Source organism: Bradyrhizobium sp., assembly GCF_016462955.1.
Lineage (GTDB): Bacteria > Pseudomonadota > Alphaproteobacteria > Rhizobiales > Xanthobacteraceae > Bradyrhizobium.
In genome coordinates, this window is sequence record NZ_JAEMSD010000064.1 from 1 (window position 1) to 12,608 (window position 12,608).

The 12,608-nt window shown below is 64.0% G+C and carries 15 protein-coding genes; all 15 read right to left on the minus strand.

Annotated elements, in window-relative coordinates; translation table 11 throughout:
* The coding region (locus JHD07_RS09765; protein ID WP_291621460.1) for a hypothetical protein at window positions 1–218 on the minus strand (218 nt) is incomplete at its 3' end.
* 3 nt (window positions 219–221) lie between these two features.
* Window positions 222–1,496: a hypothetical protein gene (locus JHD07_RS09770; RefSeq protein WP_291621462.1), complete on the minus strand. Its 1,275-nt coding sequence runs from the start codon at window positions 1,494–1,496 to the stop codon at window positions 222–224.
* Window positions 1,497–1,500: 4 nt separating this feature from the next.
* Entirely contained in the window at window positions 1,501–2,085 is a 585-nt protein-coding gene (locus JHD07_RS09775; protein ID WP_291621464.1) for a WbuC family cupin fold metalloprotein, read from the minus strand.
* Window positions 2,063–2,728, minus strand: coding sequence for a class I SAM-dependent methyltransferase (locus tag JHD07_RS09780; protein WP_291621467.1), 666 nt, complete (start codon window positions 2,726–2,728; stop codon window positions 2,063–2,065). Before JHD07_RS09780 ends, JHD07_RS09775 begins: the two co-directional genes overlap by 23 nt.
* Before the next feature lie 25 nt (window positions 2,729–2,753).
* The gene (locus JHD07_RS09785; RefSeq protein ID WP_291621469.1) at window positions 2,754–3,146 is read right to left on the minus strand and encodes an LIC12192 family sporadic carbohydrate cluster protein; all 393 of its coding nucleotides are present in this window, start codon (window positions 3,144–3,146) and stop codon (window positions 2,754–2,756) included.
* On the minus strand, window positions 3,139–3,945 hold the full coding sequence (locus JHD07_RS09790; RefSeq protein ID WP_025037016.1) for a sporadic carbohydrate cluster 2OG-Fe(II) oxygenase: 807 nt from the start codon (window positions 3,943–3,945) through the stop codon (window positions 3,139–3,141). The genes JHD07_RS09785 and JHD07_RS09790 overlap by 8 nt, the downstream gene beginning before the upstream one ends.
* A complete protein-coding gene (locus JHD07_RS09795; RefSeq protein ID WP_291621473.1) occupies window positions 3,942–5,060 on the minus strand; it encodes a DegT/DnrJ/EryC1/StrS family aminotransferase in 1,119 nt (372 codons plus the stop codon). The genes JHD07_RS09790 and JHD07_RS09795 overlap by 4 nt, the downstream gene beginning before the upstream one ends.
* Window positions 5,050–6,156, minus strand: coding sequence for a DegT/DnrJ/EryC1/StrS family aminotransferase (locus JHD07_RS09800; protein WP_291621475.1), 1,107 nt, complete (start codon window positions 6,154–6,156; stop codon window positions 5,050–5,052). The genes JHD07_RS09795 and JHD07_RS09800 overlap by 11 nt, the downstream gene beginning before the upstream one ends.
* Window positions 6,157–6,164: 8 nt before the next feature.
* On the minus strand, window positions 6,165–7,124 hold the full coding sequence (locus JHD07_RS09805; protein ID WP_291621477.1) for a transketolase C-terminal domain-containing protein: 960 nt from the start codon (window positions 7,122–7,124) through the stop codon (window positions 6,165–6,167).
* A 10-nt stretch (window positions 7,125–7,134) separates the two neighbouring features.
* Entirely contained in the window at window positions 7,135–7,983 is an 849-nt protein-coding gene (locus JHD07_RS09810; RefSeq protein ID WP_291621479.1) for a transketolase, read from the minus strand.
* On the minus strand, window positions 7,958–8,995 hold the full coding sequence (locus JHD07_RS09815) for an aminoglycoside phosphotransferase family protein (RefSeq protein ID WP_291621481.1): 1,038 nt from the start codon (window positions 8,993–8,995) through the stop codon (window positions 7,958–7,960). The genes JHD07_RS09810 and JHD07_RS09815 overlap by 26 nt, the downstream gene beginning before the upstream one ends.
* Window positions 8,992–9,603 (minus strand): hypothetical protein, encoded by a 612-nt coding sequence (locus JHD07_RS09820; RefSeq protein ID WP_291621483.1) that lies wholly within the window; start codon window positions 9,601–9,603, stop codon window positions 8,992–8,994. The genes JHD07_RS09815 and JHD07_RS09820 overlap by 4 nt, the downstream gene beginning before the upstream one ends.
* Window positions 9,604–9,608: 5 nt before the next feature.
* Window positions 9,609–10,610, minus strand: coding sequence for an NAD(P)-dependent oxidoreductase (locus JHD07_RS09825; protein ID WP_291621485.1), 1,002 nt, complete (start codon window positions 10,608–10,610; stop codon window positions 9,609–9,611).
* A 28-nt stretch (window positions 10,611–10,638) separates the two neighbouring features.
* Window positions 10,639–12,201, minus strand: a complete 1,563-nt coding sequence (locus JHD07_RS09830) for a PfkB family carbohydrate kinase (protein WP_291621487.1) — start codon at window positions 12,199–12,201, stop codon at window positions 10,639–10,641.
* An 88-nt stretch (window positions 12,202–12,289) separates the two neighbouring features.
* On the minus strand, window positions 12,290–12,608 hold a 319-nt coding region (locus JHD07_RS09835; protein ID WP_291621489.1), incomplete at its 5' end, for a GDP-mannose 4,6-dehydratase.

Genomic DNA, 12,608 nt, shown 5'->3' on the forward strand with positions numbered 1-12,608 from the left:
CGGCGGGGCGGGCAAGGAAAGGTTTCGAGGTAGGAAACCGGGCAGTGGCCGTTCACGACGAAGTTCGGATCGGTAAAATCCCCGCAAAAGTCCGTATAGACAAACGACCGCTCGCGATTTTCGTCCCGCAGGATCGTCTGTGCCACGTTCATGTCGTTGGCGCCGAGGCATCGTGAGCGGAACGAGAAGACGTGCCAGTTCTCGAACTGGAGCTTCACGACCTATGGCTCGGGGTCCGCGAGCAAGGCTGCCCGGACTTGCCGCAGCATGTCGCTGCTGAGCAACCCGTCGTAGAGCAGCCATTTGGAATCGTGAGCCGTCGACAAGGCGAAGATCGCGATCAGGGCCCCCGCTGCTGCCGCCCGTACGCGCAATCCGGGGATGGCCTGTATGACCGTCGCCAACAGCATCAAGACGCCGAACTGCGAAGGAAAGAGGAGCCTGGACTCACCCCGCGTCACGTCGCCATAAAGCCCGGCAAGTGCGTAGGGCACCGCGCCGACAAGGGCAATCGCGGCGCCCAGCATCAGCAGCAGGAGCGTCGCATTCCTGTTCGAGCGTCCGTTCAGCACCCACGGCATCCACAATGCGGTCGACGAGAACCGGACAAAGACGGCAATCGCAGCCAAGGTCGCGACCGCGGACACGGGCAGCCCCAGCAGCGCGAAACCGCGAGAGCAGGCGTAGCCCAGGCCACGGGGAAAGGCCATGAGGTGGGCATAGAGTGCATTGGCTATGATCGAGAAATCGTTCGCGAAACTATATTGACCGGCGTAGTGACCGCTCTTCCCCAGAATTGTCAGTCGCAGAACGATCATGGCTGCAACGGCCAGCCAGAACGGTGCAAGACGCGCGAGCGTCTGCCTCCAGCGCTCGCGGCCAGACCAGGCGAGCACGACGCGAAGCGGTTCGAGGGCGATCAGGGTCTCGAGCGACAACGCGAATAGCAGGCAGACGGGTGCGCTCCATCTAAGCGCGCGCAGCTTGGAATAGGACAGCTCGTAGGAGAGCAGATAGAACAGCAGGAAGAAGTCGTAGACCGCGTTGAGGGTCAGGCGAATCGCATAGAACGGGCTGAGCAGGAACAGAGCCGTGACAAGACCGGCGATCCGTCTCGTGTAGGATGATCGTGCCAGGACGGAGTGAAGCAACACGCCGTTGACCAGGTGGCAGGCTAGTCCGGCAATCCGCGCAGAGACATCGGGAGTGTCGTTCGAAAGCGCCACAAACAGCGTCATGGGGATCGCAAAGCCCGCGTGCGCCGATTCCCACAGCACGCGAGCAACGCCGGCTGCACCTTGGGTCCAGTAGATGTAGTACACGGTCCAATCGTCGCCGAAGACCTCACGCGCGAACAGAGCGGGCGCGGCCGTGACAAAGGCGAGAGCCAGCGCAAGGTAGACGTATCCGATGCCTGCCCGCTCCTCTCGTCGGAGGGCGGCAGCGCTCGGATCTACATTCATGCGAGCATCCTCGAGCCCGACGGGGATGGCCATGCTCCTAAGCTTTGCCTCGACTGTCCAAATATTCCGCAGCGAGGGTGCCGGTTCTCGTCACGTAGGCTTGGACCTCGGCAGCGTCGCCGCCGTCGGGGGCCCAGTCGGGGAATGCCGTGCGCGACGGATCGAATGGACCGGCGGTGGTCTCGTGAAACACCAGCCATTCGGAGGTGATCAGGATCGAGTGGAAGACCTTTTCCGGCATGCGATAATAGCAGCGTTTGCCCTCACCGTAGGGCGCCATCTCGAGCACGTCGCGAATGCGGCCGTCATCCTCGAAGATCACGACCTGTGCGGTGCCTTCGATCACGTGGAACGATTCCGGTTTGCCGATGTGCTTGTGGGGCCGCACATAGGCTTCGCGATGATGCACGATCAGCATTTCGTGCAGGCCTGACGAGGGATCGGGGTGTGTGCACAGCCGGCTGCGCAGACGCGGGTTGCCGGCAGCAATCCGTTTCAGCTCCGCGATCGTGGCGTCGTCCGCCGTGACGATCGCGTCGTCCGAATAGTACACTTCCGGATTTTGCGCACGCAACGAGGTCGGCCCGCGCAGGCCTGCTTCATTCGAAGAAGATGAACCCATGGTCGCCCCGGTATCCGCATTTGTCGTAGATCCAGGCCCATGTTTCCGGACCATGGAAGCTCAGGCAGGTGAGCTGCCAGTAAAGCAAGTTCGCCTTCTCGCGCTCGTTGCGGAAGGATTCGACCATCAGATATTTCGAGGCGCCGCGTCCGACGCGCTCGATCTCGGGCACCGCGCGGAAGACCTCCTCGAGCGGGAGATTGTGCAGCACGCCGAGCGACACCACGAGGTCGAAGCTGTGATCGGGATAAGGGAGTTCGACGGCGCTGCCGACCTTCAGATGGGGCCGCACCTCCTCCTTGGCATTGGCGATGCCGTACTCGGAGATGTCGATGCCAGCGATCTGCAGGTCCGTAACGAGCTGGGTGAACTCGTAGAGCAGGTAGCCCTTGCCGCAGCCGACGTCGAGCACGCTCATGCCCGGCTTGATGCCGTAGCGATCGATCAGGGTCTGGGCCAGCGGTCGCCATCGTCCGTCATAGCGGTAGCCGCCGTAGCCGTAGCGTCGGTCGCCGTCCCAATAGTCACGGCCCCATTGCCGTGCGACGGCGGCGGATTCCGCCTTGTCGTGCTCGACCACGCGCTGGACGTAATTCCGCTTTGTCGATGCATGCATCGGCTGGAGCAGGTTGATCTCGGTCATGGGAGCCGACCGGTCCGTGTCACCGTCACAGGATGGTCGCGAACTTGTTGACGAGCAGGATGTCCTCGACGGCCTGGACGTCCTTCTGCGATGCCAGCGTGATCTCCTCGACCGCGGCATGGAGGTCGCAGCCCTCGCGCAGCACGCGGTCGTAGATCTGGCGACGGCGCACCTCGTCGGGCGGCAGCATAAAGATGCTGTAGAGGATCAGGCCGCGCAGCCGGGGCAGCTCGTCCAGGATATCCTCGAGCACCATGTAGCTGCCGGGCATGGTGTGCTCGGCGGCGCTGAGCAGATAATGCAGGTTCTTCCGCCGCGCATAGTCGCGGATCACGATGTTCTGGACATGCTGCGGGGTGCGGCTGCCGTTCAGCGGCCGGGCGCCGATGTAGCCGCGGTGGCCGGCTCGCTCAGCCATGGAACCCTCCCGGCAGCTTGTATTGCATGCCGACGCGGGTCGCCGGGCGCAGCAGGATCGGCTCGAAGAACTCGCCGAAGCGCTTGTCCGCGTAAGGCGACATGATGCTCTTGAAGCGGCAATTCATGCTCCAGCGCGTGCCGGCTTCCTCGTTGACGCGATTGCCGTGCATCAGGGTCTGGTTGAACAGCATCACGTGACCGTAGGGAATCTCGATGAAGGTCGCGTGCGGCTTGATGGTCTTGTACAGTTCCTCGGCGCTTCGCAGGGCGGCCATCCGGTCCTGCATCTCGCCGTTCAGGGACGGGGGCAGCAGATACATCGACTTGGTGCGGTGGACGTCGACCAGCGGCACCCACACCACGACCTCGAACGGCGAATCGCCGGACCAGACGTCGGAATGTGTGGCGAGCAGCGAGGAGCTGTCGCCGGGAAGCTGGATGCTGAGATTGACGCGGCGCTGCATGCAGAGCTCGTTGCCGACGATGGTCTCGATCGTCGAGCGCGCCAGGCGGAAATAGGTCGGCCGGAACCAGGGCTCGGCGTTGAGGCCGTTGAAGACGTGCAGCCGCAGGCCGTTGAGATCATCCACGCTGACCCGCGTGTGGATGGTGTCGAGCATCGCATAGGGATCGTTGCTGTGCGGCAGCTTCAGATAGTCCGCGGCGAGCTCTGCGGCACGGCGCTGGATCCGGTCGAGCCCGGCGCGGTCGTCGGCCGGCGTGGTGACGAAGCCGTCGTCGATGAAGCGCTGCGCCAGCGCCTGCTCGTCGGCGTGCAGGAAGTCCGTGTCCGTCATGCAAAATACTCCCGGGCGGTCGCGCAAATATAGCTGATGTCGGCGGCCGACAGGAACTGGTTGATGGGAAGAGTGAGGATCTGGTCGGCCTGCCGTTCCGTCACCGGGAATGCGCCGCGGCCATGGCCCAGATGCGCCGCGGCCGGCTGCAGGTGGATCGGGACCGGATAGTGGATTGCGGTCTCGATGCCCTTGTCGGCAAGATATTTCTGGAAATCGTTGCGACGCTCGGTCTGCACGACGAAGGTGTGGAAGGTGTTGAACTCGATGTTGCGGCAGGGCGGAATGAACAGCGGCAGGCCCGCGAGCTCCGCGCGGTATTGCGCGGCGTTGCGCCTTCGGCGTTCGATGACCGATGGCAGGTGGCGCAGGCGAATGCGCAGCACTTCGGCCTGAAGCGTGTCGAGCCGTGATACGAGGCCCCATTCCTGGACGTCGCTGCGGTTGATCAGGCCGTGGTTGCGCAGCCGGCGGATTCTTGCGGCAAGCTCCGCATCGGCGGTGACGAGGAAGCCGGCATCGCCGGCCGCGTTGAGATTCTTCAGCGGGTGGGCGGAGAAGCAGCCGAACGTGCCGATCGTGCCGCTCATCCGGCCGTCATAGGTCGAGCCGATCGCCTGGGCGCTGTCCTCGATCACGGCGAGCGCGTGCTTGGCCGCGATCGCCATCAGCGGGCCCATGTCGGCCATGCGCCCGGTCAGGTGCACCGGCATGATCGCCTTGGTGCGCGACGTGACGGCAGCCTCGACCGCGGCGGGGTCGATGTTCTGGTCCGGCAGCACGTCCGCAAACACCGGCGTGGCGCCGACCGCGATGATCGCGGCGGTCGATGCCACGAACGAATTCGGCGGGGTGATGACCTCGTCGCCGGGGCCGATGTCGAGCGCCCGCATGGCGAGGATCAGCGCGTCGGTACCGGAGTTCAGCGTCACGACATGCGGTGAGCCGAGATAGGACGACAACTCCTCCTCGAGCTTTCCGACCGCCGCGCCGCCGATGAAGTCGCCGCGCTGGAATACGCCCTCGACCGCCTGCATGATCTCGGCGCGCTCTTCCTCGAACTGCGCGGGGAGATTGACGTAACCGATGCGCCGGCGGCCGGTGTCAGCGTCCATGGCAGAACTTCCTGACGGTCTCGATGACGCGGTCCTGCTGCGCGCGCGTCAGATGCTGGTCGACGGGGAAGCTGATGACTTCCCCGGCGTGGCGGTCGGTGACCGGGAAGGTGCCGGGCGCGTAGCCGAGATGCTTGAGGCCTTCCTGCTGATACAGCGGGATCGGGTAGTGGATCTTGGCCTCGATGCCGTTGTCCAGGCAGTATTTGTAGAGCTCGTCGCGGCGCTCGGCGAATACCATGTAGAGATGATAGACGTGCTTCACGTTGGGCCGGCGCGGCGGGATGCGCAGGCCGGGCAGGCCGGCGAGGCCCGCGTCGTAATAGGCCGCATTCTCGATCCGGCGCCGCGTGATCTCGCTGGTCTGGCCGATCAGCCAATTGCCGACCACCGCCTGGAGAGAATCGAGCCGCGAATTGCAGCCGAGGATCGCGATCTCGTCGCGGTTCTTCATGCCGTGGTTGCGGATCAGGCGGAGCTTTTCGTTCATGCCGTCGTCGTTGGTGACGACGACGCCGGCATCGCCCCAGACGTTGAGGTTCTTGAGCGGATGCAGCGAGAAGCCGGCCGCGATGCCGTGGGTGCCGGAGCGCTTTCCGGCAAATTCCGACAGGATGCCCTGGCAGGCATCCTCGACCACGGGCAGGTTATGGCGCTGCGCGATCGGCATCAGCTTGCCCATGTCGGTGACCTCGCCAGTGAGCTGAACCGGCATGATCGCCTTGGTCTTCTCAGTGATGGCGGCCTCGACCTGGTCGACATTCATGCAGAAGGAATCGTCGCAGTCGACCAGCACCGGGGTGGCGCCGGTTTCCGCGATCGCGCCGACCGTGGCGATGAAGGTGTTGGCGGCGGTGATGACCTCGTCGCCATGGCCGATGCCGAGCGCCTTGAGCGGCAGCTTGAGCGCGTCGGTGCCCGATCCGACGCCGATGGCGTGCCGGACCCCGATCAGTTCGGCAAAGCGCTTTTCGAATTCGGCGACGGGCTTGCCAAGGGTGAAGTCGCCGGTCGCCACCAGCCGACCGATCTCGGCCAGGATCGGAGCGGGGTCGGCGAACTGCTCGAGCAGATAGGAATAGCGAACGTCGTACATGGGACCCGTCAGGTGGAATGGAGTTGAGGGGAGGAAGTGCGCGACGCCGCGAGCGCATGCTCGATCGAGGTCGCAATCGCGTTGGCGGAGAGTCCGTGCTTCTTCAGCAGCGAGTCCTGCGAACCGTAATTGTGCATGAAGCGGTCCGGCAGCGACAGCCGCAGCATCGCCGGCAGACCCGAACCGAGCTTGTCGATCATCGCCTCCGCGACCGCGCTGCCGAGCCCGCCCGAGGGCACGTGCTCTTCCAGCGTCGCCACGAGCTTGACCCCGCGGATCGCCTGCAGCAGCGCCGCGGTATCGAGCGGCTTGACCGTATGCATGTGCAGGATGCCGGCGCGAACGCCCTGCGCGGCAAGCAGGTCGGCCGCGGCGATGGCACGCTGGAGCATGATGCCGGTGCTCACCATGAGGACGTCGCCGGGGGAGCGCATCAGGATGGCCTTGCCGATCTCGAAGCCGTGCTCGGCCTTCGAGACGATGGCGTCGCCGCCCTTGCCGAGCCGGATGTAGATCGGACCCTTCCAGTCGAGCGTCTGCTCCATCATGCGCGCGGCCTCATCGGCGTCGCACGGGCAGATCACCGTCATGTTCGGCAGTGCCCGCATGATGGCGATGTCCTCGATCGCCTGGTGGGTGGGACCAAGCGGCGCGTAAACGAGGCCGCCGCCATTGGCGATCAGCCGCACCGGCAGATTGTGGAGGCAGAGATCGACGGCGACCTGTTCGTAGCAGCGGCGGGTGAGGAAGGTTGCGATGGTGTTGACGTAGGGCACGAAGCCCTCCATCGCGAGGCCGGCGGACATGCCGATGATGTGCGCTTCCGAAATGCCCTCGATCAGGTGGCGCTTGGGAAACTCCTTGCTCATCGCGCGCAGGGTACCGGCGCCGGGATCGGAGCCGATGTAAAGCACCCGCTCGTCGCGCGCGGCGAGCTTGTGGACCATGTTCATCGCGGTGTTGCGCATGGGGAGCCGATCAAAAATCGCCGACGGCGACGCGGATGGCGTCGAGCTCGCTGTCGGTCAGCTTGTTCTTGTGATGCCAATCGGCGTTGGATTCTGCCTGCGGCAGACCCTTGCCCTTGACGGTATGGCAGATGATCGCGGTCGGTTTGCCCGCAACGGCCGGGATTTGTTCGAGCACGCCGCGCAGGGCGCCAACGTCATGGCCGTTGACCTCCTGCACGGCGAAGCCGAAGCTCCGCCACTTGTCCGCGAGGGGTTCGAGCGGCAGCACGTAATCGGTGGGCCCGTAGCTCTGGAGCTTGTTGTAGTCGATCATGGCGACCAAATTGTCGAGGCCGTGCTTGGCCGCGCCCATGGCGGCCTCCCACACCGATCCCTCGTTGATCTCGCCGTCGCCGAGCAGCACGAAAGTCCGGTAGCTGCGCTCGCGCATGCGCGCCGCGAGCGCGAGGCCGACACCGATCGACAGGCCGTGTCCAAGCGCACCGGTCGACGCCTCGACCCCCGGCACCATGCCGTATTCGGGATGTCCGCCCAGGATGCTGTCGGAGCTGCAGAAGCCGTCGAGCTCCGACAGTGGGAAGAAGCCGCGATCGGCGAGCAGCGCATAGAGCGCTAGACAGCCGTGTCCCTTGCTGAGGATCGCGCGGTCGCGATTGGGATCGCGCGGATTCTTCGGATCGATCCGCAGCACATCGTCGTAGAGCACGCGGATCATCTCGATCAGCGACAGGGCAGGACCGACATGGCCGCGTCCGGCCGAGCGGACAGAACCGAGGACGAGGCGGCGCAGATAGAGGCTGCGCTCGTCGAGCGTGCAGGTGAGGGCGGCTTCAGCGTGGGGCGAGATCTGGATCACGTTGGCAAATCGTTTGGTGGAGCCGGCGGGCTTTGTCGAGCTGGCCGGCAAGGCGGACCGTCAGATCGGCGCCTTGCGCGGCCAGGGCGCGCCGGGAGCGGCTTTCCGGCAAATAGGCATTCAGGACAATCAGGCACCAAATCGCCCCGAACACAGGATACAGTACGTCAAGGCGGATCGCAAACGCGTCATCCCCAGCCATGAAGGCGCGCGAGAGGCGATCGATCAGTCGGTTCGCGTCGGCCGCGGGGAGATCGCTGCCGGGGTGGATTGCGGTGTCGGAGACGAGTTTCACCGGATCGTCCCAGCCGAAATACTCGAAGTCGATGAAACGCAGCCTGCCGTCCCCGGTGCGCAGCGCGTTGTGTAGTCCGAAATCCGACGGGCTCAATGCACGCTGGGCCGGGGCCAGGTCCGCTGCGGCATTCAGGCCCAGTTCCGCATAGCGCTTGCGGAGTTTTTGGATTGCTATCGCGGTGCTCGGAACCAGGCTGCCGTCCATGAACGCACGCAGGTCCGGATCATCCTGCGACGCGCGCCGCAGTCCGTCCAGGCGCTGCTCGTATTGGGCGATGGCCTCCTCGGGCGAAAAGATGCTGGCCGAGGCGTTGCGCAAGTTCTGCGCGCCTTCCGCGTTGCGCAGCTTCTGCAAGCCGATCAGGAAATCCGCCAGCTGGTCGGCATCATCGTGCCGGGGGTGCAGGACCGCGGCGTCACCGTCGAACCATTGATACAATGCGCAGAATGCAGCCGGATCCTTTGCGATGGGCCCCGGCGTCGACGTGATGCCGTGTCGCGACAGAAAGGTGAGAGCGTCATATTCCTGTCCCAGGCGATCGCGCCCGTCGGACGGATAGTGCTTGAGGGCGAGCGGGGGTCCCTCCGTCATCTCCAGTCGAAACACCCGGTTGTTGCCGCCGGACCGCGCCGGTTGCGCGGCCACAACGGGCGCCCCGGAGAGGCGGCTGCCGATCGAGATCGCATCCTGTACGCCGATGTCCGGCTCGCTCATTGTGCGAACACTCCGCGGTGGATATCGGCCCAGGTCGCGATCGGCTCGCAGTGATCGGGATAGGGAGGCGGCGACTGCGTGAACAGGATCGATCGCGTCGTCTTCGGAAAATGCGGCTGCGCGAACACGTCGACCAGATCGTCGATGAAGATATCGAGCTCCAGGCTCGCGAGCCGCTCGACCTTGGCCGCGAGCGTGGCCTCGAAATAGATGTTGCCCGCGACCAGCGCCGCGTCGGCAGCGTCGATGAGACCCGCACTTCTCAGCCAGCCGCGCGCGGCCTCGCGCAAATCGACGCGGTCAGGGTCCTGGTGGCCGAACTGCGTCTTGTGGCTGACGATGAAGACGCCCGCGTCGGCCTTGCGGCACGCGGCGAGGAACTCGCGGACCCCCGGATAGATATCGGCGCCGCCGATGCCCTTGCCGTAGACGAAACCCTGCAGTCCCTGCCAGGCCAGTTCGCCCCCGGCACGAGACCGCAGATAGTCCCGTACGTCCGTCTTCAGCCCGTCCCAGCCCTCCGGCACCAGCCCACGCTGGCGCGCGGCGACGGCAAAGACCTTGTCGTAGCAGATGATCGTGTTGTCGAAATCGATGCCGATCCGCACGCCGCTCACTTCAGGCTGATGTTCTGCATCATCTTGATGTTGAAATACCTGGGATCATTGAGCGAGTTCGGCAGGCGGCCGGCCTTGAAGGCATTTACCAGGCCGGACACGGCCTGCTCGATCGTGTGCGTCGGCGCAAATCCAAGCTCGCGGCGGATCTTCTCCGAGGAGACGTGGTAGGAGCGCAGATCATCTGTCGGCTCGACCGCCACCTCGACATTGTTTCCGACCACCGACTTGACGATGTCGGCAATCTTCATCAGCGAGTGGTTCTCGTAGCCGATATTGTAGGTCTTGCCGTCGATCTTTGCGTCATCCTGCTGCAGCAGGAACAGATAGGCCGCGGACATGTCCTCGATGTGCAGATTGGGCCGCTTCTGCGTTCCGCCGAACACACGGATGCGGCCGGTGTTCACCGCCAGATTGGTCAGGATGTTGACGACGACGTCGAGCCGCTGCCGCGGAGCGTAGCCGCAGACGGTGGCGGGACGAACCGTGCAGGTGACGAAGCCGGACGCGGCCTCTTCGGCGAGGTCGGTCTCGCACATGGCCTTGAATTTCGAATAGTCTGTGAGCGGCTCGCAGGACAGCTCCTCGGTCACCTCGGGCTCGTCCTTGATGCCGTACACGCTCGAGGAGGATGCGTAGATGAAGCGCTTGATGCCGGCCTTCTTGGCGGCGCGCACCATCGGCCGGAAGCAGTCGTAGTTGATGGACTTGCCGAGCCCCGGATCCAATTCGAACGAGGGGTCGTTGGAGATGCAGGCGAGGTGGATCACCGCATCATTGCCTCGCAGGGCCTCGTTTATCGCAGCTTCATCGCGGATGTCGCCCTTGATCAGGCGCAGGTTCGGATTGCCACGAACGGCGTCGAAGACGTCCTCGCCATACATGAACAAGTCGAGCACCGTGACCTTGTGCCCCGCCGCAAGCAACTGGGGAACCAGCACGCTGCCGACATAGCCGGCGCCACCGGTGACCATCACGTTCCATTTCCGATCAATCACTGTCGCTCTCCGGAATCTATCTCTTGCGCTATTTCAACAACGCGGTGACGAACTTGACCAGCGGCGCCTTCTCGACCGAACTGCGGTGACCGACGATGCCGACCTTGATGGCGCCCGCCGCATTGCCGATGAAGGCGACATCCTCGATATTGCCGCCGGCCGCCACCAGCGGAGCCGTGATCGTCAGGAAGGCATCACCCGCACCGACCGTGTCGACGACGGTCTTGGTGAAGGCGGGGACGCGCGCCACGCCGGTCTTCGAGGAGAAGGGGTAGCAGCCGAAGGAGCCGTGCGTGATGATCATGTTGCCGCATTCGATCTTGCGGTGCAGGCCGTCCTGGATCACCGACGCGATGTCGCTGAACTTGTCGGTGGCGGCCAGGCGGGCTTCCGGTGCGTCGATGCAGATGTAGTCGGCCCGGGGATACTTCGTGATCAGGTTGTAGCCGTGGTTGCCGCTGTTGCTCTGGGCGTTGACCGCCAGGAATTTCGAGTTCGCAATCAGCGTGTCGATCGTGCTGGATGCGATCATGCCGTGACCGAAATCGGTAACGATGACAACGTCGGCCCCGCGCACGCGCTCGGCGGTCACCCGGTCGATCTCCGCGCGCGCGGTCTCGTCGAGCGGCGTGTCGTCCATGGTGTAGACTTCGAACAGCTTGTGCAGGTAGCCCATCTCGACGTACCGCAATTTGCGGGTTGTCGGACGGCCCTGAATGCGGATCGGGCTGAGCGTGACGTTCGGGCGGACATGTGCGCGAATGAACTCGTCGGGATAGTCGTTGCCGCCCAGCGTCGTGACGATCTCGACCGACTTGCAGAAGCTCGCAACGTGGTTCGCCGCGGCGATCACTCCGCCGGCGAATTGCTCGCCGTTCTTGAACAAGGTTGCGACGATGTTCTCCTTGGAAGCCTTTCCGAGCGCCGTAACGTATTGGTACTCGTCGATGATGGTATCGCCGACCAGCACGACGTGCATGTCCTGGATCTTGTCGATCAGCTTCAGCAGCCGTTCGGCGCCGCCGCCATCGCGCACCTTCTGGAGGTAGTCGCGCAGAGGGGGGTCGTAGATGTCGAAATAGCGGTTCAGCAGTGATGACGAGCTGAAGGTCACGTCGCGCGTGAACACGATGCGGCCGCCATGGCGCTCGACGGCTTCGCGCTCGACAGCGATCTTGCCGGTAACGTCATCCTCCGGATTCTCGTAGTCCGAGCCCTTGACGTAGATGTCGGGGCGGACGGTATCGAGGACCGGCTCGGCGCTGGAGGTCCGGTTGATGCCGACCCAGTCGACCGTGCCGAGTGCTGCCAGCATCTCGGCGCGCATGTTTTCGGGAAAGATCGGCCGTCCCGGACCCTTGTTGACATAGCGGTCGGCGGTGATGGTCACCATGACCACGTCGCCCTCGTTGCGGGCTGCCAGAATGTGCCGGACATGGCCGAGGTGCACCAAATCGAAGACGCCATGGCAGAGAGCGACTTTCAGGCCCTTTGCCTGCGCGGCGCGTGCGATCTCGCCGAGTTCCTCGACCGTCTTGATCTTATCGTGCGGTGCCGGATGTCCGGTCGGCTTTTCTGCAGCATTGCCCATGCGAATTATCCAAAGCGCCGGTAGGTCTCAGATGGCCGGTCCGGAAATGATCGGCTGGCGGCAAATGTCACGACGTGAACGAGCCTGCTCAACGGCTTGCCTTCTGCGAGGTGGCCGTGTCGTCACCGAGATACTTGAACCAGTCCTTGGTGGCGTCCGCGATCTTGTCCACCGTCCACAGGGGAGCGTCCTTGTACTGATCCATCGACTTCAACATCGTCGCGACGCCGTCCTCGAACTTCACCTTCGGTGCCCATTTCAGGACCTGCTTGATCTTGGTGATGTCGGCGTATGTGCAGTCGGGCTCGCCGGGACGCTTGGGAATGTGGACCTTGTCGCCGCCGAGAAGCTCGACCAGCCGGTTGACGCTGTAGGTATTGTCCGAGCCGACGTTGAATATCTCATGA

What these genes read in the sequence shown, in the direction of transcription:
- JHD07_RS09770 (WP_291621462.1), bottom strand. Translation starts at nt 1,496, where the DNA reads ATGGCCATCCCCGTCGGGCTCGAGGATGCTCGCATGAATGTAGATCCG.
- JHD07_RS09775 (WP_291621464.1), bottom strand. Translation starts at nt 2,085, where the DNA reads ATGGGTTCATCTTCTTCGAATGAAGCAGGCCTGCGCGGGCCGACCTCG.
- JHD07_RS09780 (WP_291621467.1), bottom strand. Translation starts at nt 2,728, where the DNA reads ATGACCGAGATCAACCTGCTCCAGCCGATGCATGCATCGACAAAGCGG.
- JHD07_RS09785 (WP_291621469.1), bottom strand. Translation starts at nt 3,146, where the DNA reads ATGGCTGAGCGAGCCGGCCACCGCGGCTACATCGGCGCCCGGCCGCTG.
- JHD07_RS09790 (WP_025037016.1), bottom strand. Translation starts at nt 3,945, where the DNA reads ATGACGGACACGGACTTCCTGCACGCCGACGAGCAGGCGCTGGCGCAG.
- JHD07_RS09795 (WP_291621473.1), bottom strand. Translation starts at nt 5,060, where the DNA reads ATGGACGCTGACACCGGCCGCCGGCGCATCGGTTACGTCAATCTCCCC.
- JHD07_RS09800 (WP_291621475.1), bottom strand. Translation starts at nt 6,156, where the DNA reads ATGTACGACGTTCGCTATTCCTATCTGCTCGAGCAGTTCGCCGACCCC.
- JHD07_RS09805 (WP_291621477.1), bottom strand. Translation starts at nt 7,124, where the DNA reads ATGCGCAACACCGCGATGAACATGGTCCACAAGCTCGCCGCGCGCGAC.
- JHD07_RS09815 (WP_291621481.1), bottom strand. Translation starts at nt 8,995, where the DNA reads ATGAGCGAGCCGGACATCGGCGTACAGGATGCGATCTCGATCGGCAGC.
- JHD07_RS09830 (WP_291621487.1), bottom strand. Translation starts at nt 12,201, where the DNA reads ATGGGCAATGCTGCAGAAAAGCCGACCGGACATCCGGCACCGCACGAT.